The following is a 22,363-nucleotide window of genomic DNA, read 5'->3' on the forward strand; positions in this document are numbered from 1 at the left end:
GCCGCCTGCAGCACGCCCGCGGCGACCGCGACGCCGGGCAGTCCGCTCACGGTGAGCTCCGCCCGCTGCAGGGCGACGGCGAGCTCGGCTCCGTCGGCGCCGATCGGGGCGGGCAGGGTCGTGCCGGTGAACTCGGCGGCGACGGGCACGTCGACGTTGCGCAGGATCTCCACGATGCGCATGACGCCCCGCACCGCCGTGTACGCGGCGATCGCGACTCCGCCGGCGATGAGGATCCAGACCCCCCAGGTGTCGCCGCGGCTGAGCGCCGCTTCGCGCGGGCTGGTGTCACGAGCTGCAGTGTTCACGGATCCTCCGTTCCGCGAGGCGTCCCCCGCCTCGCTTATCGATCATCGTTATTATCGTTCTTCGATAAGTTACCCGCCTCCGCGCCCCCGGTCAAGCCGCCCGGCCCCTCCGCGCCCCTCCTTCCCGTGAGCGGCGGCGCTTCTCGCGAGCGGCGGCCGTTTCCCCCGCGGAAAGCGCCGCCGCCCGTCCGCACCACCGCCGCTCGAGCGAGGCGCCGCGGGCGGGCCGGGGCCCATTACGCCCAGCACGAACAGCGCCCCGCGATCGGGGATCACGCCGTAGCCTGGATGCATCAGCGGTGTCCCCCCGTCTTCGGAGACCGCAAGGAGGTTAGAGATGTTCGAGAGATTCACCGACCGCGCCCGTCGGGTGGTTGTGCTCGCCCAAGAAGAGGCGAAGATGCTCAACCACAACTACATCGGCACCGAGCACATCCTGCTCGGCCTGATCCACGAGGGCGAGGGCGTCGCCGCGAAGGCGCTCGAGCAGCTCGAGATCTCGCTCGACGCGGTGCGCGCGCAGGTGACCGACATCATCGGCACCGGCCAGCAGCCGCCCTCGGGGCACATCCCCTTCACGCCGCGCGCCAAGAAGGTGCTCGAGCTCAGCCTCCGTGAGGCGCTGCAGCTCGGCCACAACTACATCGGCACCGAGCACATCCTGCTCGGCCTGATCCGCGAGGGCGAGGGCGTCGCCGCCCAGGTGCTCGTGAAGCTGGGCGCCGACCTCAACCGGGTGCGCCAGACCGTGATCCAGCTCCTCTCCGGCTACCAGGCCGGCAAGGAGAGCGCGACCGTGGGCGCTCCCGAGCAGCAGAGCGAGTCGAAGGGCTCGCAGGTGCTCGACAACTTCGGCCGCAACCTCACCCAGGCCGCCCGCGAGGGCAAGCTCGACCCGGTGATCGGCCGCGAGAAGGAGGTCGAGCGGGTCATGCAGATCCTCTCGCGCCGCTCCAAGAACAACCCGGTGCTGATCGGCGAACCGGGCGTCGGCAAGACCGCCGTGGTCGAGGGCCTCGCGCAGGCCATCGTGAAGGGCGAGGTGCCCGAGACGCTTAAGGACAAGCAGGTCTACGTGCTCGACCTCGGCTCCATGATCGCGGGCAGCCGCTACCGCGGCGACTTCGAGGAGCGCCTGAAGAAGGTCACGAAGGAGATCCGCAACCGCGGCGACATCATCATCTTCATCGATGAGATCCACACCCTCGTGGGCGCCGGCGCGGCCGAGGGCGCGATCGACGCGGCCAACATCCTGAAGCCCATGCTGGCCCGCGGCGAGCTGCAGACCATCGGCGCGACCACGCTCGACGAGTACCGCAAGCACTTCGAGAAGGACGCCGCCCTCGAGCGCCGCTTCCAGTCGATCCAGGTCGCGGAGCCCTCGCTGCCGCACTCGATCAACATCCTCAAGGGGCTGCGGGATCGCTACGAGGCGCACCACAAGGTGTCCATCACCGACGGCGCCATCGTGGCCGCGGTGAACCTCGCGGATCGCTACGTGCAGGATCGCTTCCTGCCCGACAAGGCCATCGACCTGATCGACGAGGCGGGCGCGCGCCTGCGGCTGTCGATCCTGTCGAGCCCGCCGGAGCTGCGCGAGTTCGACGAGAAGATCGCGGTGGTGCGCGCCGACAAGGAGCAGGCCATCGAGGCGCAGGACTTCGAGGCCGCGGCGAACAAGCGCGACGAGGAGAAGAAGCTGATCGCCGAGCGGCTGCGGCTGGAGAAGCAGTGGCGCGCGGGAGACGTGGCCACGCAGGCCGAGGTGGACGAGGGGCTCATCGCCGAGGTGCTGGCGCAGGCCACGGGCATTCCCGTGTTCAAGCTCACCGAGGAGGAGACCTCGCGCCTGCGCTTCATGGAGGAGGCCCTGCACCAGCGGGTCATCGGCCAGAACGAGGCGATCTCGGCGCTCGCGAAGACGATCCGCCGTCAGCGCGCCGGGCTGAAGGACCCCAAGCGCCCCTCGGGCTCGTTCATCTTCGCCGGCCCCACGGGCGTCGGCAAGACCGAGCTCGCGAAGGCGCTCGCGGAGTTCCTGTTCGACGACGAGGACGCGCTCATCTCGCTCGACATGAGCGAGTACGGCGAGAAGCACACGGTGTCGCGGCTCTTCGGCGCGCCCCCCGGCTTCGTCGGCTTCGAGGAGGGCGGCCAGCTCACCGAGAAGGTGCGCCGCAAGCCGTTCTCCGTGGTGCTCTTCGACGAGATCGAGAAGGCGCACCCCGACATCTTCAACTCGCTGCTGCAGATTCTTGAAGAGGGCCGTCTCACCGACGGCCAGGGGCGCGTGATCGACTTCAAGAACACCGTCATCATCATGACCACCAACCTGGGGTCCTCCGCGATCGCGGGCGGACCGGTCGGCTTCCAGCTGGAGGGCGACACCTCGGTGGGCTACGACATGATGAAGGGCAAGGTCAACGAGGAGCTCAAGAAGCACTTCAAGCCCGAGTTCCTGAACCGCGTCGACGACACGATCGTGTTCCCGCAGCTCACCAAGGCCGAGCTGCTGCAGATCGTGGACCTCTTCGTGAAGCAGCTCAAGGATCGCCTGCTGGACCGCGACATGCACATCGAGATCTCGCCGGCGGCGCGCGAGCGCCTCGCCGAGATCGGCTACGATCCGACGCTGGGCGCGCGGCCGCTGCGCCGCGCCATGCAGCGGGAGATCGAGGATCGCCTCTCGGAGCGGATCCTCGGCGCCGAGTTGCTGGCGGGGGATCTGGTGCGGGTCGACTTCGCGGACGGCGAGTTCACCTTCGTCACGGATCGTCAGTCCGAGCAGGATCGCGGCGACAGCTCGGCGTCCGCCGCGGCGGCGGTCGCGTCGACCGCTTCGACGCCGGGCGTCGGCGAGTAGCACGCAGGTCGTTTCGCGAGGGCCCCGCTGTTCCGGCAGCGGGGCCCTCGCGCGTCCGCGGTCCGCTGCGTCTCCGGCGGGCTCCGCGGTGCGTCGCCGTGCCGTGCGCGCCGCCCCGTGCCCCGGGGCCGCTCGCCGGTGGCGGTGCGGTGGGGCGTGCGAGAGTAGGCTGGGTGGATGAATTCACGCCCCGACATCCGCATCCGTCCCGCGCGCACCGCCGATGTGCCGCGCATGGTCGAGCTGATGGAGCCGCTCGTGGCGCGACGGATCCTGCTCGGCAAGGACCTCGTCGACCTGTACGCCGCGGTGCCGGAGTTCCTGGTCGCGACCGACGGCGAGGATGCGGTGGTCGGCTACGGTGCCGTGCACGTGATGTGGGATCAGCTCGGGGAGGTGCGCACCCTGGGCGTCTCGGAGGAGTGGCTGGGCCGGGGCGTGGGACACCGGCTGCTGGAGTCGCTGGAGGCGCGGGCTCAGGATCTCGGCCTGACGCAGCTCTTCTGCCTCACCTTCGAGACGGAGTTCTTCTCCCGGCACGGCTTCGAGGAGCTGAGCGAGGACACCGAGCTCGTCGCGGCCGATGTCTACGCCGAGCTGCTGCGCTCGAGCGATGAGGGCGTCGCCGAGTTCCTCGACCTCGCGCGGGTGAAGCCGAACACGCTCGGCAACACGCGCATGTTGAAGCGGCTCTGAGCGCGCTTCCGCGTTAGCCTGGCGCCATGTCGACGCTGAGGGATCCCGTAGGTCCGAAGGGACGCAAGGTCTATATGCGGCGCCGGCTGCTCGTCCTGGCGGGGCTGCTCGCGGTGATCGCGGTGATCGTGCTCGTCTTCCTGAAGCCGGGCTCGAACAGCGCCGCGCCGTCGGCCTCGGAGGTGGAGGTGCCGGGCGATCTGCCGAGCAGCGCGCCGGAGGGGGAGCCGGCTGCCGGGGACGGCGAGCAGCCGCCGGAGTGCGCCGCGGGCCAGCTGACGGTGACCCCGATCACCGACAAGTCCGACTATGCGGCGGGCGAGCAGCCGCAGCTCTCCCTGAGCGTGGAGAACACGGGCGATGCGGCGTGCTCCGCCGAGCTGGGCACGGCGGGCATGGAGTTTGCGATCACGAGCGGCGAGGACGAGGTCTGGCGCTCGAAGGACTGTCAGAAGAACCCCGAGAGCCTCCCGGTGATCCTGGAGCCCGGGAAGCCGCTCGTGAGCGAGTCGATCGCGTGGGATCGCACCCGTTCGAGCCCGGAGACCTGCGACATCACCCGCGATCCGGTGAGCGCGGACGGCGCCTCGTACCATCTGCGGGTGTCCGCGGGCGGCGTCTCGGGCTCGGGCACCGCCCAGTTCCTGCTCTTCTGACGGCAGCGGCGCCGCTCCGCGCGGCCGCTGCCGTGCAGTGCGCTCGCGTCGCCGCGCAGTGCGCTACCGGCCGGTGCCGCCATCCCGGTGCCGCGACTGCTCGGTGGCGTCGAGCTCGTCGGTGAACTCCAGGATCATCGAGGCGACCGGCTCGGGGCTCTTGATGATCGCTTCGTGACCGCGTCCCGGGATCTCGAGCATGCGCCCGTGCGGGAGCGCGGCGGCGATCTCGCCCGTCCAGTCTCGGGGACAGACCCGGTCGGTTTCGCCCCGCAGCACGAGGGCGGGGGTGCCGATGCGGGGGCAGATGTCCTCGAGGCGGTGCGCCAGCATGAATCGCAGCTTGTTGAGGAACCACGCGGGGCTCGTCTTCACGTACTCCGCGAGCCCCGTGAGCAGCACTTTGGGCCCTTCGCCTGCGGTGTCCTGGACCATCCGCAGCGCCTGCCGGATCGCGCTGCGCTCACGGCGGTTGACGGTCGGGGCGATGAGCACGAGCCCGCGCACGAGCTCGGGCTGACGGAGCGCCACCTCGGCCGCGATCTGGGTGCCCATCGAGTGTCCCACGAGCACGACGGGCTCGCGCGCCTCCTCGCGGATGAAGCGGGCGATGAAGCGGGCGCTGTCCTCGAGGCTGGTCCGCGTGCCGGGTTCGGGGGAGTCGCCGAATCCGGGCAGGTCGGGGGCGAGCACGCGGCCTCGCCCGGCCAGCCGCTCACCCACGCCGGAGAACACGACGCGGCCCATGCCGATGCCGTGGATCAGCACGAAGGTGCAGCCACCGGGGCCCGGGGTGTCGGTGAAGGCCATGCGCACGCCGTCCCGCTCGTAGCTGCGATCCCGTCCCGCCATGCCCCCACCCTAGCGCGGGGCGGGGGAGCCGCCCGGCGGGATCGCAGGAGGCGCCCGATACGGTGGAGCCATGACGCCTCGCCGCCTGTTCCGCATCTTCGCCTTCGCCGAACTGCTCACCTGGGCGGGGCTGATCGCCGCGCTGATCCTGCGCGCGAGCGGCGTGAGCGAAGCCTGGGTGACGCCCGCCGGTGGGATCCACGGCTTCGTGTTCCTCAGCTACTGCGTGGTGACGGTGCTGGTGTGGGTGGACGCCCGCTGGCGGTTCTCCTGGGGCGTGCTGGGCCTGGCGAGCGCGGTGGTGCCGTTCGCGACGCTGCCGTTCGAGCTGGTCATCGACCGCCGCGGGATGCTCCCGCGGCGCTGGCGGCTGGGCTCGGGCGGCGAGGCGCCGAGGCGCTTCCCGGAGCGGGTGCTGGCGTGGGTGCTGGGGCATCCCTGGCTCGCGCTGCTCCTCCTCGCGGTCGCGGTGACCGCGGTGTTCATCCTGCTGCTGTGGCTCGGGTCGCCCGTGCCGAAGCGCTGAGCGGCGCGGGCCGCCCCCGCTCGCCGGGCTCGGCCCGCCCCCCGCTCGCGGGGCCGTCGCCGTCTCCCGCTCGCCGGGCTCGCCCCTCGCTCGTCCGGCCGTCCGGCCGCGTGCCGCTACCGGCCCAGCTCCTCGAGCCGCAGCGCCAGCCACAGCTCGGAGCGGTCGTCCGCGCTGCCGAGCGAGCGCCCCGTCAGGCGTTCGATGCGCGAGAGGCGGTCGCGCAGCGTGTTGCGGTGGATCCCGAGCCTCGTGGCCGCGGGGCCGCGCTGACCGTCGGCTTCGAACACGGCCCGCAGCGTCTCGCGCAGGGTCTCGCGTTCCGCCGCCGTGAGGGGCGCGGCCGCGGGCTGCTCGGCCTCCCCATCCGGCTCCGGGATACGCCGGGTCTCCCGCAGCGAGAGCGGCCCCAGCACGGCCGAGCTGAGCGTCGCGCCCTCCGGGACGAGCGCCGCCGGATCCGGCGCGGCCCTCCCCGCCCGCTCCACCGCGAGCAGCGCCTCCAGCAGCGGAGCGTCCCGATCCGCCCACACCGTCTCGGGCACGCGCGGAGCGGCGTAGAGCGGGGCGGTCGTCGACAGCTCGCTGACGCGGGAGGCGGCCGAACGGCGGCTCAGGGGCAGCTCCGCGGGCGTGGCCGGCCTGCCGACCACGACGTCGAGGCCGTGGGCGGCAGCGACAGCGAGCAGGCGCTCCAGCGCCTCTGGCTCATCCGCCGCGAGCTGCCAGGCGCGGGCGAGGCCGGGCGCCGGCGGCTCCTCCTCGGCGGCGATCAGCCGGTCGAGGCCGGTGCGCGGCCGCCGCCGCCACTCGCCGACGTCCTCCGCGGTGCCCTGCACGGCGACCGCGCGCAGGCGCTCGGGCAGGCGCAGCTCGGGGTCCAGGATCGCGACCGCACCGGGCGAGACCTCTCCCCCGAGCAGCGCCGCGGTGAGCCGGCCCCAGCGTCCGCGCTCGCGGGCCGTGTCGGCGTGGTCGCTGCGCAGGCCGAGCCCCAGCACCATCGACCCTGCAGCGATCACCGCGCTGCCCTCGGGCGTGGCCGGGGCCCCTCCCGCGACGGCGAGCCGCAGGGCCCCGGCCGGGTCGAGCTCGATGTACTCGGCGCCGTCGGCGCGCTGCGCCGCCGCGAAGCCGCCGGTGCTCGCGAGGGTGCTGCCGTCGGACCCCACCACCGCGAGCTGCTTCCCCGTGGCCTGGGCGATGCTCGCCAGCACCTCCGCCGGGTCCCGGTCGCTGCGCGCCCCGTCGAGCAGCCGTTGCTGCGCCTGCAGCGCCGCCCGCGCAGCTCGCAGCTCGTCGGAGCGCAGCAGGGCCGCGATCGCCTTCGTCACCGCGATGAACGGCACGGGCAGCGGGATCTCGAAGAGCGCCACCCGGTACTCGCTCGCGGCGCGGCTGAGGGGCGGCGGGATGCGCGCGTGATTGACGCCGATCCCGAAGCCGATCGCGGCGACGCGGGCGCGGCTGAGGCTCGCGACGAAGTCCCGCCAGCGCGGGTCGTCCTCGGCGAGCGCGAGGCCAGTGGTGAGGATGATCTCGCCGCCCTCCAGGTAGGCACCGAGGTCGAGCAGCTCCGTGGTCGAGCTCCAGCTGATCTCGGGGTCGCCCGGCCCGGCCTGCACGAGGCGAAGCCCCAGATCGGGCAGGTTGAGCAGCTGGGAGAGCAAGGCCATAAGCAATTTTTGCACAGGTGCAAGCTTTGCCACTATGCAATCCCGCGAGTGGGGGAGGTCCCCGCGAACGTAGACTGGCGGAGCGGGCGAGCGCGCTGCGGATCGCCCCGGGCACGAGACGAGAGGGGCGCCGTGAACGACCGAGCCGCATCGACCGCGAGCGGCGGAGCCCTGCGCGGGATCCGCGTCGCCGACTTCTCACGGGTGCTGGCCGGGCCGCACGCGACCATGATCCTCGCCGATCTCGGCGCCGATGTGATCAAGATCGAGAGCCCCGAGGGCGACGGCACGCGGCAGTGGTCACCGCCGGTGAACGCCGTGGGGCAGAGCACCTACTTCGCGGGGGTGAACCGCGGCAAGCGCTCCGTCGTCTGCGATCTGCGGACGCCCGAGGGCCTCGCCCGCGCCGCCGAACTCGCCCGCACCGCCGACGTCGTGATCGAGAACTTCAAGCCCGGCACGATGGAGCGCTTCGGCCTCGGCTACGAGACGCTCTCCGCCGAGAACCCCGGAGTCGTGTACTGCTCGATCTCGGGCTTCGGCGACGCTGCCGGCCGCGATCTGCCCGGCTACGACCTGCTCGTGCAGGCGGTCGGCGGGCTGATGAGCATCACGGGCCAGAGCGACGCGGCCGGCGGCGAGCCGACGAAGGTGGGCGTCGCGCTCGTGGACATCCTCACCGGGCTGAACGCGGTGATCGGGATCCAGGCCGCGCTGCGTGCGCGCGACGGCGGCGCGGACATGAGCGGCAGCGGCCGCGGCCAGCACGTCAAGGTCACCCTGCTCGGTTCCCTGCTCTCCGCGCTCGCGAATCAGGCCTCCTCGACCCTGGAGACCGGGGTCGCTCCCGGCCGCATGGGCAACGCGCACCCCTCGATCTCCCCCTACGAGACGCTCGACGCCGCCGACCAGCCGGTCGCGCTCGCCGTCGGCACCGACGGGCAGTTCGCGCGGCTCTGCGAGGTGCTCGGCGTCCCCGGGCTCGCCGCGGACGAGCGCTTCGCCACGAATCCGCAGCGCGTCGCCCACCGCTCCGAGCTGCGCGCGGCCCTGGCGGAGCGGCTGCGGACGCGTCCGGCCGCCGAGTGGATCGAGGCCTTCACCGACGCGAACATCCCCGCCGGCCGCGTCAACACCATCGCCCAGGCGATCGAGCTCGCCGAGACGCTGGGGCTGGAGCCCGTCGCCGAGACCGCGGCGCTCGGCCCCGACGGCGAGCGGCACACGCTGCGCTCGGTCGCGAACCCCGTCTTCCTCTCGGCGACCCCGGCCCGCTACGCGGCCCCGCCGCCGGGCGTGGGCGAGCATCAGGACGCGAGCTGGCTGCCGCGCTGAAGCGCGACGAGCAGCCGCAGCAGCGCCCGAGCCCCGGGCGATCCGGAGCTCGCTCGCACCCCATCCCTCACCCCGAACCCCATCCTCGCCTCCGCGAAAGGACCGCCATGACCACCACCATCGACCGGCTCTTCGACGTCGCCGACTTCGTCACCGAGGAGGAGCGCGAGTGGCAGCTGCGGGCGCGGGAGTTCGCGCAGACGCGCATCCGCCCCGTCATCGACCAGGCCTTCGAGGACCGCCGCCTGCCCGTGGAGCTGCTGCCCGAGGTGGGCGAGTTCGGCGCCTTCGGCATGTACATGCACGGCTACGGCCTGAAGGGGGCCTCGTCCGTCGCCTACGGTCTCGTGGCGATGGAGTTCGAGGCGGTCGACTCGGGCTTCCGCACGGCGCTCTCCGTGCAGGGCTCGCTCGCGATGGGCGCCATCTACAAGTTCGGCTCGGAGGAGCAGAAGCAGCGCTGGCTGCCCGCGATGGGCCGCGGCGAGGCGATCGGCTTCTTCGGCCTCACGGAGCCGCAGGGCGGCTCGGACCCGAACACGATGCTCACAACGGCGCGCCGCGAGGGCGACGAGTGGGTGCTGAACGGCACGAAGCGCTGGATCGGCCTCGCGACGATCGCGCAGCTGGGCGTGATCTGGGCGAAGGACGAGGAGGGGATCGTGCGCGGCTTCGTCGTCCCGACGGAGACTCCCGGCTTCACGGCGACGGCGATCGAGAACAAGCTCTCGATGCGCGCCTCGCTGCAGACCGAGATCGAGCTCGTCGATGTGCGGCTGCCGGCCGACGCGATCCTGCCGGGGGCGAAGGGCCTGTCGGCGCCGTTCAAGTGCCTGAACGAGGCCCGCTACGGCATCGCCTGGGGCGTGATGGGCGCGGCGCGCTCCTGCCTCGAGGTGGCGGTGGAGCGGGCGCAGACGCGCGAGGTCTTCGGCACGCCCATCGGCGGCAAGCAGATCATCCAGGCGAAGCTCGCCGATATGTTCCTCGAGTACGAGAAGGGGCTGCTGCTCGCGCTGCACCTCGGGCGGCAGAAGGACGCGGGGACGCTGACGTACGGCCAGATCTCCGTCGGCAAGCTCAACAACGTGCGCGAGGCGATCAAGATCGCGGGCGCCGCTCGCGCGATCCTCGGCGGCGACGGCATCACCTCCGACTTCCCGGTGATGCGCCACATGGCCAATCTGGAGTCGGTGCGCACCTACGAGGGCACCGACGAGGTGCACCAGCTCGTGATCGGCCGCGAGCTCACCGGCATCGCCGCCTTCTGACCCCCTCTCGGCCCCCGGCCGTCCCCAATCCTCCGGCCCGGACCCCGTTCCGCCGAGTCCGTGCACTTCCGCCGAGCCCGCACTGTTCCGTGCTGCCGAGGAGTGCGGACTCGGCGGGAATGGGCGGACTCAGCGTGTGAAGCGCCCGGCGGGGCCCGGGGCTCTGCCCGGGGTGAGGCGGATAGTTCTAGCTCGTGTAGGGTTATTGACATGCTGGTGCGAGTGGACGGGGCGAGCGAGCGGGCGATCTACGCGCAGATCGCCGATTCGGTGCGGGCCGACATCGCGGCCGGCAGCATCGGCCCGGGAACGGCACTGTCGCCCGCTCGCGAGCTCGCGGCGGGCCTCGGAGTCAATGTGCACACCGTGCTTCGTGCCTACCAGCAGCTGCGGGACGAGGGGCTCGTCGAGTTGAAACGCCGCCGCGGCGCCGTCGTCACCGAGCGGGCCGCCGGGTTCACCGAGCTGCGCGAGGAGGTGTCGCGGCTCGTCGAGCGGGCCGCCGGTCTCGGCATCGGCCCGGCCGCGCTCGCCGCGCTCGTGGGCGGCGGCGCTCCGCCCGTCGCACTCGGACCCACACCAGTGCCCGTCCCCGCGTCGAGCGACGGATCCACCCCGCGGCTCGCGGCCGCCGCCCTGGCCGGCGAGCGGGAGCGTGCCGCGTGAGCGGCGAGCGGCGATTCTGCGTGGCCGGCCGCGCCGATCGGCCCGCCGGAGGCGTGCCCTGGCCGGCGGTGGCGCTGTTCGTGGTGCTCGCCTTCGGCCTTGCCTGGCTGGTGGCGCTGCCGCTGTGGACCATGGATCGCGGCACGCAGAGCTTCACGCTCGTCTTCGGCCTGCTGGCGATGGTGATGATGTGCACGCCCGCGATCGCCGCGCTGGCGGTCACCTTCGTGATGCGGGTGCCGCGGCGCGAGCGCCTGCGCTTCCTCGGCATGTGGCCGCTGCGCCCCGCGAAGCGCGTGGTGTGGTTCACGGTTGCGGCGCTCTTCGCTCCGCTGCTGGTGGGGCTCCTCGCCACGGCGCTCGCCGGCCTCTTCGGCTGGGTGCGGCTCGACGTGGCGGGCCTCTCGGGGTTCGCGCAGGCCAACGCCGCCGCGCTGCCACCCGGGGTCGACGCATCCCTGCTGCCGGATCCCTGGGTGCTCGTCGGCGTCCAGCTCGCCCTCTTCCCCGTGCTCGCCCTGATCCCGAACTCGATCCTCGGCCTCGGCGAGGAGCTCGGCTGGCGCGGGTGGCTGCTGCCCGCCCTGCGGCCGCTGGGGGTGTGGCCGGCGCTGCTGCTCAGCGGCGCGATCTGGGGCCTCTGGCACGCCCCGCTCACGCTGCTCGGCCACAACTACGGACTGACGGACTGGCGCGGTGTCGCGCTCATGACCGTGAACTGCGTGTTCCTGGGCATCGTCTTCGGCTGGCTGCGGCTGCGCTCGGCTTCGGTCTGGCCGGCCGTCGTGGGTCACGGTGCGCTCAATGGCACGGGCGGGATGATCGTGTGGTTCGCGGCGGCGGGAGAGACGATCCGGCCCGAGCTGGTCACGGTCGCGGGCGTGGCCGGCTGGATCGTGATCGGGGCGCTGATCCTGGTGCTCGCGCTGACGGGGCAGTTCGGCCGTGAGCCCGAGCTCGGCCGCAAGCCGGATCAGCCGCGGGTGAGCGCGGCGATGCGTTCCGCGGCCTCGGGATAGCGGGCCTGCAGCGCCGCCCGCTCGCCCAGCTCGAAGCCCTCCCACCGGAACGGCGGCGCCATGGTCGTGCCGAGGAGCGTCCACGCGCCCTGCGGGGAGGAGCCCTGCATCACGCCGGCGGGCACCACGAGCTGCGGGAGCTGTCCGGCGTCCGCGTCCGGGCCGAGCACGCGCTCCTCGGCACGGCCGTCGGGGTGCAGCAGGAGCAGGCGGAGGGGGGACCCCGCGTACCAGTGGTAGACCTCGGCCGCGTCGAGCACGTGCAGCGCGGAGAAGTCGGGGTCGGCGAGCAGGTAGACGATCGCGCTCGAGTGCTCGTCGAGGTGCATGCGGCGGAAGAGCCCGCCCTCGTGCTCCAGGGGTTCGAGTCCGAGGCGCTCGGCCCAGCGCGCCGCCTCCGGGGGCAGCGCCGCCCCTGGCCCGGGGCGCTCGGCTCCCGCGTCCGTCACGCCAGCGCCGCCTCGCGCGTCTTGCGGAAGCGGCGGCTCACGAGGATCAGGACGAGCAGCGTGAGCACGTAGGGTCCGGCGTCGGTGAGCTGCTGGGGCAGGCCGAAGGACTGGAGGCGGAAGCCGATGGCGTCGGCGAAGCCGAAGAGCAGCGCCGCCGCGAGCACGCCGACGGGGTGCGCCCGGGCCAGCATCACCGCGACGACTGCGATCCAGCCGCGGCCGGCCGACATGTTCTCGGTGAACTGCACCACGTTGCCGAGCGCCAGCTGCGCGCCGCCGAGCCCGGCGAGCGCGCCGGAGGCGATGACCGCGCCGAGCTGGGTGCGCTGCGGATTGACGCCCATGGTCGCCGCGGCGAGCGGCCGCTCGCCCACGCCGCGCAGCCGCAGCCCGAGCGGGGTGCGGAAGAGCACGACCCACAGCGCCGGCACGAGCAGCAGGGCCAGGTAGCCGAGGGGGGTCAGCGCGAAGAACGCGCCGATCACGGGGATGTCTGCGAGGACGGGGATCCGCCACACCGGGATCCCGTCGATGCCGGGATCCTGGAACACGCCCTGCACGTTGAAGATCGCCACGAGCAGGAAGCTCGTCATGCCCACCGCGAGGATGTTCATCGCGATCGCCAGCACGATCGGATCGCCCCGGCGATACACCGCCCCGTAGCCGAGGATCAGCGAGAACAGCGCCCCGGAGACGGTGGCGACGAGCACGCCGGCCACCCAGTTGTGGGTGAAGAACGAGGCCGCGACGCCGCAGAAGGCGCCGATGAGGATCATGCCCTCGAGGCCGATGTTGAAGATGCCGACGCGCTCCGCGAGCATGCCGCCGAGGGCGGCGAGCAGGATCGGGATCAGCGAGCGCAGCACCGAGGAGAGCAGATCCTGGTCGAACAGGTCGAGGAAGTTCATCGCCCGGACTCCTTCGGCTCGGCGGCGGTCGCGGACGCGGGGTCGGTCACGCCGGCGCCGAGCGGCTCGGGCGCGTGCGCGGCGGTCAGGGGGGAGTGCTCCACGGGGGGTTCGTCGAGCGGCGGTTCCGCCTCGGCGACTCCGGCAGCCCCGCGACCGCGCCGCCTGAATCGCGGCCAGGCGACCCGGAAGGCGAGCAGGATGATGACGAGCGCCTGGATGACGGCCGCGATCTGCGGCGACAGCCCGAGCTCGCGGCCCAGGGCGTCGCTGCCGACCATGATCGCGGCGAAGAACAGCCCGGCGATCACGATCCCGACGGGCCGGTAGAGCGCCAGCAGGGTGACGAGCAGCGCCGTCCAGGCGTAGTTCGTCTGCACGAAGTAGCCCTCGATGAGGCGCGTGTTGGGGGCGCCGACGGTGAGCAGCAGGCCGAAGAGGCCCGCGATGCCCCCGGAGAGGGTCATGGTGCGCAGTACGAGCGGCCCGGGCTTGACGCCGCCGTATCGCACGAACTCGGCGTTCTGGCCGCTCAGTCCCGACTCGAAGCCGTAGCGGGTGCGGCGGTTCATGAAGACGACCGCGACGAGGATCACGACGAGGACCACGAGCGACCAGTTGACGCTCGTGAGCACCGCGGTCAGCGGGTGCGTGGGGCCGAGGGTCCCGCGCAGCGTGTCCGCGAGCGTCGAGTCGCGGCCCACGAGCATGGAGAGCTGCACCTCGGGCCGGATCTGCGCGCTCGCGACGAGGTCCGAAGTGGGCTCGTCGAGGCGGAAGCGGATCAGCCAGGATGAGAAGTAGCGCGCCGGGTAGTTGAGCAGCAGCGTGGAGAGCAGGATCGGCACGCCGAGCAGGTTCTGCAGCACGGCCGCGATCAGCCCCCAGGCGGCGCCCACCGCGATCGCGGTGACGATCGCGAGCAGGAGGATGAGCGCGGCGGGGCCGGGCACGTAGATCGCGACGATCCCGCCGGCGAGGGCGCCCAGACCGGCCTGCCCCTCGGTGCCGAGGTTGAGCACGCCAGCGCGGAAGGCGATCGCGATGGCGATCCCGATCCCGATGATGGGGATCGCGCGCTGCAGGGTGTTCGCGAGGCCCGGGCCGCTGCCGAAGGAGCCGTTGAGCATGGCGGCGTATCCGCTCAGCGGGTCGACCCCCGCGATGAGCATGAAGCACGCACCGATGAGCAGCGCGAGCACGACCGACACGGGGATCGGTCCGGCGAGCCACCGGCCGAATCTCTGCAGAGCGCTCACCGCGCGACCTCCTTCTGCCCGGAAGCTCCGGGGTCCTGCCTGGCGGCCGGGTCGTTCCCCGCCTCCGTCGCGGCCGCCCCGAGCTCCGCACGCAGCGCCGCGGCGAAGGCACCCGGACGGTGACGCTCCTCGGGCTCGTGCCCGGCCATGTAGAGGCCGAGCAGTGCCTCGTCCGCCTCGTCCCGGGGCACCTCGGCGACGATGCGCCCCTCGAACATCACCAGGATGCGGGAGGAGAGCGACAGGATCTCGCTCAGCTCCGCCGAGATCAGCAGCAGCGCGCCGCCGCCGTCCCGGTACTCGCACAGCTCGCGGTGGATGGACTCGATCGCGCCGATGTCGACGCCGCGCGTGGGCTGCTCGGCGATGAGCAGCGGCGAGTTGTAGTCGAGCTCACGGGCGACGACCACCTTCTGCAGATTGCCACCCGAGAGCGTGCCCACCGGGGTGGCGGGGCTCGCGATCTTCACGCCGAAGCGCGCGATGAGACGCTTCGCGTGCTCGAGCATGGCGCCCCGCGAGAGCAGGCCGCGCTGCAGCAGCGGCGCGTGCCGGTGGTGGCCGAGCGCGAGGTTGTCGACGGCGTCGGCGCTGCCCGCGCTGCCGACCGCGTGGCGGTCCTCGGGAATGTAGGCGATGCCGCCGTCGCGGCGCTGCGCGATCGAGGTGCGGCTGAGATCCCGCCCCCGCACCGAGACGCTGCCGGCGCTGCTGCGGCGCATGCCGATCACGGCCTCGGCGAGCTCGACCTGGCCGTTGCCGGCCACGCCCGCGATCCCGACGACCTCGCCGGAGCGCACGAACAGGCTCGCGGCGGACACCGCGTCGCGGTCGTCCGAGCCGGGCACGCTGAGCCCCCGCACCTCGAGCACCACCTCGCCCGGTTCGCGTGCCGGCGGCGGCGTGGTGAGGTCGACATCGCGGCCGGTCATGTGGCGGGTGATCTCTGCGGGGGAGCTCTCGGCGGTGACGAGGCTCGCGACGTTGCGCCCGTCCCGCAGCACGGTGACCCGGTCCGAGATCGACATGACCTCGTTCAGCTTGTGGGTGATGAGGATGATGGTGCGGCCGTCGGCCTTGAGCGCACGCAGCACCTCGAAGAGGCGCTCGGTCTCCTGCGGCGTGAGCACCGCGGTGGGCTCGTCGAGGATGAGCACCCGGGCGTTGCGGTAGAGCGCCTTCACGATCTCGACGCGCTGGAGCACCCCGACGGGGACGGAATCGACGCGGGCCGTGGGGTCGATCGCGAGGCCGTAGCGCTCGGCGATCTCGGCGACACGGCGATTCGCCTCGCGTCGGTCGATGAGGCCGCGACGGGTCGGTTCACTGCGGAACACGACGTTCTCGGCGATGGTGAGGGAGGGGAAGAGCTTGAAGGACTGGAAGACCATGCCGATGCCGGCGTCGATCGCGTCGAGCGGGGAGGTGAACTCGCGCTGCTCGCCGCGGATGCGGATCTCGCCAGCGTCGGGCCGGTAGACGCCGGCGAGGATCGACATCAGGATCGACTTGCCGGCGCCGTTCTCGCCCATGAGGGCGTGGATCTCGCCGCTCGCCACCTCGAAGTCGACGTCGTCGTCGGCGAGCACCCCGGGGAAGCGTTTCGTGATGCCCCGCATCGAGACCTCTGCGACCATCGTGGCTCCTTCTGTTGGGGTGTGCGGCGGGGCTGGGGTGGGTGCGGCGCGCGCCGCGGCGGAAGCAGCGGGTGTGCGTGGGACGGTGCTCTCGCCCGCCCCGCGCACAGCCGCTGCCGCGTGACCTCTTAGGCGGTCGGGTCGGTGACCTCGATCTTGCCGCTGACGATGTCGTCGCGGGTCTGCTCGACCTTCTCCAGCACATCGGGGTGATCCATGACGGTGCACTGCGAGTCGGCCGCGCCCTCGGTGAGGCTGACGATCGTCATGCCCTCCTCCTTGAGGCCGAAGGAGCTCGTGGCCTCGGCAGAGGTCTTGCCCTCCATGATCTCGCCCACGACGGTCTCCACGACCTTGTCGACCGCCTTGATGGTGCCGTCGACCACGGAGCCGGGAGCCATCGGGCACTGGTTCGCGTCGACGCCGTATGCGGAGAAGCCCTTCTCGGCGGCCGCTTCCATGATGCCGCCGTTCGCGGCGGCGCCCACGGCGAAGACCTGGTCGACGCCGGTGCCGGCGAAGGCGATCGCCTGCTCCTTCGCGCGAGCGGTGTCGGCGAAGGGGTTGTCGCCGCCGATGACCTGCGGCGCGACCGTGTCGACCTCGGGGTTGGCGCTCTTGGCGCCCTCGGCGAAGCCGCCCGAGTACTTCTGGAGCAGCGGGATGTCGAGGGAGATGACCGAGCCGACCTTGTTCGCCTCGGTGAGCATGCCCGCCTCGACGCCGAGCAGGTAGGAGGGCTCCTGCTCGCGGAAGGTCGCCTGGTAGAGGTTCTCGGGGGCGTTCTCGCTGGCGGCGTCGATGAGCAGGAACTTCTGCTGCGGGTTCTGCTCGGCGAGCTCGGCGGCGATGTCCTGGAACTGGAAGCCGAGCATCACGATCACCTCGGGCGCCTTGGAGATCGCGGCCTCGACGTTCTGGCGGCGCTGCGCGTCGTCCTTCGACTCGTAGGTCTCCTGGGTGCCGTCGAACTCCTCGGCGACGTTCTCGATGCCGGTCTTGCCCGACTTGAGGAACTCGTTCTGCCCGATCGGGTCGCTCGTGATGTAGATGAAGTGCGGACCCTCGGCGCTGCCGGAGTCGGTGCCGCCGCCGTTGCCGGATCCGCCGTCCGCGCACGAGGTGAGCAGCAGCGCGGCGGAGGCCACGCCGGCGATCATGGCCGCGCGGGCGCGGCGCTGGGTGAAGAACATCGGGTTCCTTTCGGGTGGGACAGGATGCAGGGGAAAGTGCTGAGGGGCGGGGCGCCGCGAACAGGGCTCGCGAGCGTTCCGCTCCCACCGGGCCGGTGGGGTTCGCGCGCGTGCGGCTCCGCCCTTCCTCCCGAGACTCTAGGATACTGCCCCTTTCCGGGCCACCTCGTCACCGCTCGGTCACGAATCGTTCACACGATCGAGCGCGTGTCGGGGTGCGCGCTCGGCGAAGCCGGGCGTACCGTGTGAGTCACCGGGCAGGGTGCCCGGTCGATAGAGGCCCAGCCGCCTCGCAGCCGCAGGCCTCCGTCGCTGAGCCGGGGCGATCAGCCCCGGGCCAGAAGGAGCCGACGTGGCCGAGATCCAGCACCCCGAAACCGTCCAGCCAGCGGCTCCCGCCGTCGATTCCGGCCTCGCAGACGCCGCCGTCGCCGTCCCGCTCGTCGCGGATCACTGCGCCGCCGATCCGCTCGCAGAGCAGCGCCAGCGCACCTTCGTCCTCGACACCTCGGTCCTGCTGAGCGATCCATCCGCGCTGTTCCGCTTCGCCGAGCACTCGGTCGTGCTGCCCGTGGTGGTGGTCGTCGAGCTGGAGAAGAAGCGTCACGATCCCGAGATCGGCTACTTCGCCCGCCGTGCCCTGCGCATCCTCGACGAGCTGCGCCGCACGCACCTCCGCCTCGACTTCCCGGTTCCGGTGGGCGAGGCCGGCGGCACCGTGCGCGTGGAACTCAACCACAGCAACGCCGAGGTGCTGCCGAGCGGGATGCGGCTCGGCGATAACGACACCCGCATTCTCGCCGTCGCGCAGAACCTCGCCTCCGAGGGCCTCGACGTCGTCGTCGTGTCGAAGGACCTCCCCATGCGGCTGAAGGCCGCCGCTCTGGGACTCGGCTCCGAGGAGTACCGGGCGGAGCAGGCCCACGACGACGCCTACACGGGCACCGCCGGCCTCGATCTCGACGAGGAGCAGATGCGGCTCCTGTGGGAGGAGGAGCGACTCGACGGCGTCGACGCCGTATCGGGGCACCCCCGCGGCACGGGACTCGTGCTCACCTCCCCGCGGGGCTCGGCCCTGGGTCGCGTCGACGGACCGGACTCCCTGCACCTGGTGCGCGGGGACCGCGAGGTGTTCGGCCTGACCGGGCGCAGCGCCGAGCAGCGGCTCGCGATCGATCTGCTGCTCGACCCGCAGGTGGGCATCGTCTCGCTCGGGGGCAGCGCGGGCACCGGCAAGTCGGCGCTCGCGCTCGCGGCCGGGCTGGAGGCCGTGCTCGAACGGCGGCAGCACCGCAAGATCATGGTGTTCCGGCCGCTCTACGCGGTGGGCGGGCAGGAACTCGGCTACCTGCCGGGTGATCGCGACGAGAAGATGGGACCGTGGGCGCAGGCCGTCTTCGACACCCTCGGCTCGATCGTCTCGGAGAACGTGCTCGACGAGGTGATCGCGCGGGATCTCATCGAGGTGCTGCCGCTGACGCACATCCGGGGACGCTCGCTGCACGACGCCTTCGTGATCGTCGACGAGGCGCAGTCGCTGGAGCGCGGCGTGCTGCTCACCATGCTCTCGCGCATCGGCCAGAACTCCCGCGTGGTGCTTACGCACGACGTCGCGCAGCGCGACAATCTGCGGGTGGGCCGCTACGACGGCATCGCCGCGGTCATCGAGAAGCTGAAGGGGCACCGCCTCTTCGGGCACGTCACCCTCACCCGCTCCGAGCGCAGCGAGATCGCGGCGCTCGTCACCGAGCTCCTCGACACCCCGTAGCGGGGGCCGGTGCGACCCGGCCGCAGCGGCAGCCGGGCCGTGCACGCGAACGGGGGCCCGGGATCGCACGATCCCGGGCCCCCGTTCCGCGCTGTCCCGCGCCGGAGCCGCCTACTTCGCGACGCCCGGGTGCGTCATCGAGAGCAGGTCGAGTGCCTGGTCCAGATCCGCCTCGGTGACCTCGCCGCGCTCCACGTAGCCGAGGTCGATCACGGCCTCGCGGACGGTGATGCCCTTGGCGACGGAGTGCTTCGCGATCTTCGCCGCGGCCTCGTAGCCGATGAGGCGGTTGAGCGGGGTGACGGTCGAGGGGCTCATGCCCGCGAGCGCCGCCGCCCGGTCCAGATTCGCCTCGAGCCCGGCGACGGTCTTGTCGGCGAGCACGCGCGAGGCGTTCGCGAGGAGGCGGATCGACTCGAGCAGTGCGGTGCCCATCACCGGGATCTGCACGTTGAGCTCGAAGGAGCCCGAGGCGCCCGCCCACGCGATCGTCGCGTCGTTGCCGATGACGCGCGCGCACACCATCAGCACGGCCTCGGGCACGACCGGGTTGACCTTGCCCGGCATGATCGAAGATCCCGGCTGCAGATCGGGGATGTGCAGCTCGGCGAGACCCGTGTTGGGGCCGGAGCCCATCCAGCGGATGTCGTTGTTGATCTTGGTGAGCGACACGGCGATGGTGCGCAGCGCGCCCGAGGCCTCGACGAGGCCGTCGCGGTTCGCCTGCGCCTCGAAGTGGTTGCGCGCCTCCGTGATGGGCAGGCCGCTCGACGCGGCGATCTCGGCGATGACCTTCTCGGGGAAGCCGATCGGGGTGTTGATCCCGGTGCCGACGGCGGTGCCGCCCTGCGGGACCTCCGCGACGCGGGGCAGCGCCGCCTCGATCCGCTCGATGCCGTAGCGGATCTGCGCGGCGAAGCCGCCGAACTCCTGGCCGAGGGTGACGGGGGTGGCGTCCATGAGGTGCGTGCGGCCCGACTTGACGGCGGTCTTCCACAGCTCGGCCTTCGCCTCGAAGGCCTCGGCGAGGTGCTCCAGTGCGGGCTTCAGCTGCTCGATGAGCGCGCCGGTGACGGCGATGTGCACCGAGGTCGGGAAGACGTCGTTCGAGGACTGCGAGGCGTTCACGTGGTCGTTGGGGTGGACCGGCGCGCCGAGGTGCTTCGTGGCGAGCGTCGCCAGCACCTCGTTCATGTTCATGTTCGAGGAGGTGCCCGAGCCGGTCTGGTAGGTGTCCACCGGGAACTGCTCGTGGTGGTCGCCCCCGATGACCTCGTCCGCGGCTGCCACGATGGCGTCCGCGATCGCGGCGTCGAGGATCCCGAGCTCCTTGTTGGCGATGGCGGCGGCGCGCTTGATGCGGGCCAGCGCGACGATCTGGGCGGGCTCCAGGCCCGTGCCCGAGATCGGGAAGTTCTCGACGGCGCGCTGCGTCTGCGCGGCGTAGAGCGCGTTCTTCGGAACGCGCACCTCACCCATGGTGTCGTGCTCGATGCGGTACTCGATGTCGCTCACAGTCTTCCTTCGTGTCGGGGGTGGATCCGCGGTCGCTCGCAGGCGCGCGTTCGCGGCAGGCTGGGGAGGTTCGGGATCGCTCAGTCGAGCGGGGCGAGCTCGAGCTCGACGGGGCCGACGACGGTGTAGGGCACGGCGCGCCCCTCGGTCAGGCGGTACTGGCAGCCCACGATCGCGAGGCGGCCGGCGTCGACCGCGTCGCTGATCGCGCGCGAGCTGCGCAGCAGCTCGTTGACGGTGGCGGCGAGGTGGATGCGGCCGACGGCGTTCGCGTCGATCCGCGCCGGGTCGGCGTAGGGGGTGTCGGTGTGCTCGCGGAGCCAGAGCTGCTGGACCGCGGGCTGGATCGGGGCCAGCGTGTTGCGCACCGAATCGGTGGTCTGCTGCGGATCGCGGCCGGTCTGGTCGATCGCGGCCGCGACGGCGCCGCACGAGTCGTGTGCGAGCACGACGATGAGCGCCGAGCCGAGCGCGGTCACGGCGTACTCCATCGACGCCACGATCGACTCCGCGACCACGTGCCCCATGTTGCGGGCGATGAACAGGTCGCCGAGGCCGCAGTCGAAGATGATCTCGGCGGCGAGGCGCGAGTCGGAGCAGCCGAACAGGGCCACATCGGGGGACTGCGCATTGACCAGCTCGGATCGTCGTTCCACGTCCTGGTTGGGGTGGGCCGAGGCTCCGGTGACGAATCTCTCGTTGCCGGCCGCGAACGCGTCCCAAGCCTGCTGCGGGGTGATCCGGGGTGCGGTCATCACTGCTCCTTCGTGGCGTCGAGCGAGCCGGCGAGGTGCGTCGCCAGCACGCGGAGGGTTGCGGGGCTGTCGGTGCCGTAGACGAGGATCGTGTCGCCCTCCCACTCGCTCTGCATCCCGAAGAGCATGTTGCTCTCGTCGGGGTTGCGGTCGGGATGGTCGTACACGACCCAGTCGAGCCCGCCGAGCCGCTCGGTCCCCGTGGGCGCCTGCTTCTCGAGCTGCTGCGAGACCCAGGCCTCGGGTACGGGCGAGCCGTCGGCGGTGAAGGCCTGCGCGACCGCCGCATAGGCCTGCGCGCCCGTGGCGGGGTCGACCGTGGTGTAGTTGATCTGCCACCAGGTGACACCGTCGCCCTGGCGGAGCCCCGCGGACTTCGCCTTCCACTCGGCCGGCACCTCGGGTGCGGCGAGCTTGCGCCCCGCGCTCGGCGCCGCCTCGGCGGCGAGCTGCTGCACGTCGACGGAGTGCTCCGAGAAGGTGTCGGTGCCGCGGGGCACGACGAGGACCATGATGAGCACCACCGCGAGGCTCACGAGGAGCGAGAACACGAGGTTGTTGACGGTCTTGCGCTGCCGGTACATGCGGCTGTCGTGCGCCTTGCGCGCTGCGGTCTCGGCCGGGGTCTCGGGCCTGCCGAGCTCGGCGACGACGACCGGTCGCTTCTGCTGCTTCGCCATGGGCTACGCTTCGACCTCGCTCGTCGCGCCTGAGGCCTGATCGGCGGATCCCTGCCGCGCGGCCTCCAGCCGCTGACGCGCCCCGATCAGCCACTCCTCGCATCGCGCGGCGAGGGCCTCGCCGCGCTCCCACAGCTGCAGCGACTCCTCGAGCGTGGTGCCGCCCTGTTCGAGGCGGCCCACCACCTGCACCAGCTCGTCCCGCGCCTGCTCGTAGCTCAGCACGGCGGGGTCGTGGCTGTCCGTTTCTGCCATGGCCCCCAGCTTACCCCGCTGCCCCGGTCCGGCGCCGCCCCCGGGGCGGCGGGGCCGCGCGGCCGCTACACTG

At 72.1% G+C, this 22,363-nt stretch carries 21 protein-coding genes; 9 read left to right on the top strand and 12 right to left on the bottom strand.

Translation table 11 applies throughout. The features are described from left to right. Positions 1 to 308, bottom strand: a 308-nt coding sequence (locus B4915_RS00265; protein ID WP_146119976.1) for a hypothetical protein, incomplete at its 3' end; no start/stop codon positions are given. A gap of 337 nt (positions 309 to 645) precedes the next feature. Here B4915_RS00265 and B4915_RS00270 point away from each other — a divergent pair. The 3 genes from B4915_RS00270 (at position 646) to B4915_RS00280 (ending at position 4,523) form a co-directional block, all read left to right on the top strand. Further along, positions 646 to 3,171, top strand: a complete 2,526-nt coding sequence (locus B4915_RS00270) for an ATP-dependent Clp protease ATP-binding subunit (protein WP_105803892.1) — start codon at positions 646 to 648, stop codon at positions 3,169 to 3,171. A gap of 177 nt (positions 3,172 to 3,348) precedes the next feature. Continuing rightward, the gene (locus B4915_RS00275) at positions 3,349 to 3,867 is read left to right on the top strand and encodes an amino-acid N-acetyltransferase (protein WP_105803893.1); all 519 of its coding nucleotides are present in this window, start codon (positions 3,349 to 3,351) and stop codon (positions 3,865 to 3,867) included. 26 nt (positions 3,868 to 3,893) lie between these two features. Beyond that, positions 3,894 to 4,523 (top strand): hypothetical protein, encoded by a 630-nt coding sequence (locus B4915_RS00280; RefSeq protein ID WP_105803894.1) that lies wholly within the window; start codon positions 3,894 to 3,896, stop codon positions 4,521 to 4,523. Between the two features lie 63 nt (positions 4,524 to 4,586). On the opposite strand, the gene B4915_RS00285 is transcribed toward B4915_RS00280, so the two are convergent. Next, complete coding sequence (locus B4915_RS00285) at positions 4,587 to 5,375, bottom strand: alpha/beta fold hydrolase (protein ID WP_105803895.1); 789 nt, start codon at positions 5,373 to 5,375, stop codon at positions 4,587 to 4,589. Positions 5,376 to 5,445: 70 nt separating this feature from the next. On the opposite strand from B4915_RS00285, the gene B4915_RS00290 reads away from it, so the two are divergent. Next, complete coding sequence (locus B4915_RS00290; protein WP_105803896.1) at positions 5,446 to 5,901, top strand: DUF3817 domain-containing protein; 456 nt, start codon at positions 5,446 to 5,448, stop codon at positions 5,899 to 5,901. 116 nt (positions 5,902 to 6,017) lie between these two features. Here the strand turns inward: B4915_RS00290 and B4915_RS00295 are convergent, their stop codons facing one another. Continuing rightward, the gene (locus B4915_RS00295; protein WP_105803897.1) at positions 6,018 to 7,577 is read right to left on the bottom strand and encodes a PucR family transcriptional regulator ligand-binding domain-containing protein; all 1,560 of its coding nucleotides are present in this window, start codon (positions 7,575 to 7,577) and stop codon (positions 6,018 to 6,020) included. A gap of 132 nt (positions 7,578 to 7,709) precedes the next feature. Between B4915_RS00295 and B4915_RS00300 the strand changes: the two genes are divergently transcribed. The 4 genes from B4915_RS00300 (at position 7,710) to B4915_RS00315 (ending at position 11,868) form a co-directional block, all read left to right on the top strand. Further along, entirely contained in the window at positions 7,710 to 8,912 is a 1,203-nt protein-coding gene (locus B4915_RS00300; RefSeq protein WP_105803898.1) for a CaiB/BaiF CoA transferase family protein, read from the top strand. Positions 8,913 to 9,019: 107 nt separating this feature from the next. Beyond that, on the top strand, positions 9,020 to 10,183 hold the full coding sequence (locus B4915_RS00305; protein WP_105803899.1) for an acyl-CoA dehydrogenase family protein: 1,164 nt from the start codon (positions 9,020 to 9,022) through the stop codon (positions 10,181 to 10,183). Positions 10,184 to 10,393: 210 nt separating this feature from the next. Beyond that, positions 10,394 to 10,849 carry a GntR family transcriptional regulator gene (locus tag B4915_RS00310; RefSeq protein WP_105803900.1) on the top strand — a complete coding sequence of 152 codons (456 nt, stop codon included), beginning with the start codon at positions 10,394 to 10,396 and terminating at the stop codon, positions 10,847 to 10,849. Next, the gene (locus B4915_RS00315; RefSeq protein ID WP_245907261.1) at positions 10,846 to 11,868 is read left to right on the top strand and encodes a CPBP family intramembrane glutamic endopeptidase; all 1,023 of its coding nucleotides are present in this window, start codon (positions 10,846 to 10,848) and stop codon (positions 11,866 to 11,868) included. Before B4915_RS00310 ends, B4915_RS00315 begins: the two co-directional genes overlap by 4 nt. Here the strand turns inward: B4915_RS00315 and B4915_RS00320 are convergent. From B4915_RS00320 to B4915_RS00340, 5 genes are all read right to left on the bottom strand, one after another. After that, positions 11,823 to 12,317, bottom strand: a complete 495-nt coding sequence (locus B4915_RS00320) for a cupin domain-containing protein (protein WP_105803902.1) — start codon at positions 12,315 to 12,317, stop codon at positions 11,823 to 11,825. The two genes, B4915_RS00315 and B4915_RS00320, sit on opposite strands and share 46 nt — an antisense overlap. Continuing rightward, positions 12,314 to 13,228, bottom strand: a complete 915-nt coding sequence (locus tag B4915_RS00325) for an ABC transporter permease (protein ID WP_105803903.1) — start codon at positions 13,226 to 13,228, stop codon at positions 12,314 to 12,316. The genes B4915_RS00320 and B4915_RS00325 overlap by 4 nt, the downstream gene beginning before the upstream one ends. Continuing rightward, on the bottom strand, positions 13,225 to 14,487 hold the full coding sequence (locus B4915_RS00330; protein ID WP_105803904.1) for an ABC transporter permease: 1,263 nt from the start codon (positions 14,485 to 14,487) through the stop codon (positions 13,225 to 13,227). Before B4915_RS00330 ends, B4915_RS00325 begins: the two co-directional genes overlap by 4 nt. Beyond that, entirely contained in the window at positions 14,484 to 16,124 is a 1,641-nt protein-coding gene (locus B4915_RS00335) for an ABC transporter ATP-binding protein (protein WP_105803905.1), read from the bottom strand. Before B4915_RS00335 ends, B4915_RS00330 begins: the two co-directional genes overlap by 4 nt. A gap of 128 nt (positions 16,125 to 16,252) precedes the next feature. Beyond that, positions 16,253 to 17,317 (bottom strand): BMP family ABC transporter substrate-binding protein, encoded by a 1,065-nt coding sequence (locus tag B4915_RS00340; RefSeq protein WP_105803906.1) that lies wholly within the window; start codon positions 17,315 to 17,317, stop codon positions 16,253 to 16,255. A 352-nt stretch (positions 17,318 to 17,669) separates the two neighbouring features. Between B4915_RS00340 and phoH2 the strand changes: the two genes are divergently transcribed. Further along, positions 17,670 to 19,085 carry an RNA 5'-3' helicase PhoH2 gene (gene phoH2, locus B4915_RS00345; protein ID WP_245907262.1) on the top strand — a complete coding sequence of 472 codons (1,416 nt, stop codon included), beginning with the start codon at positions 17,670 to 17,672 and terminating at the stop codon, positions 19,083 to 19,085. Between the two features lie 111 nt (positions 19,086 to 19,196). On the opposite strand, the gene B4915_RS00350 is transcribed toward phoH2, so the two are convergent. From B4915_RS00350 to B4915_RS00365, 4 genes are all read right to left on the bottom strand, one after another. Next, on the bottom strand, positions 19,197 to 20,600 hold the full coding sequence (locus B4915_RS00350; RefSeq protein ID WP_105803907.1) for a class II fumarate hydratase: 1,404 nt from the start codon (positions 20,598 to 20,600) through the stop codon (positions 19,197 to 19,199). Between the two features lie 80 nt (positions 20,601 to 20,680). Beyond that, the gene (locus B4915_RS00355) at positions 20,681 to 21,355 is read right to left on the bottom strand and encodes a carbonic anhydrase (protein WP_105803908.1); all 675 of its coding nucleotides are present in this window, start codon (positions 21,353 to 21,355) and stop codon (positions 20,681 to 20,683) included. Continuing rightward, positions 21,355 to 22,035, bottom strand: coding sequence for a DUF4245 family protein (locus tag B4915_RS00360; protein WP_105803909.1), 681 nt, complete (start codon positions 22,033 to 22,035; stop codon positions 21,355 to 21,357). The genes B4915_RS00355 and B4915_RS00360 overlap by 1 nt, the downstream gene beginning before the upstream one ends. Positions 22,036 to 22,038: 3 nt before the next feature. Beyond that, positions 22,039 to 22,290 (bottom strand): exodeoxyribonuclease VII small subunit, encoded by a 252-nt coding sequence (locus B4915_RS00365; protein WP_105803910.1) that lies wholly within the window; start codon positions 22,288 to 22,290, stop codon positions 22,039 to 22,041. Positions 22,291 to 22,363: the final 73 nt, after the last annotated feature.

Origin of the sequence: Leucobacter massiliensis, assembly GCF_002982315.1 — a bacterium.
Lineage (GTDB): Bacteria > Actinomycetota > Actinomycetes > Actinomycetales > Microbacteriaceae > Leucobacter > Leucobacter massiliensis.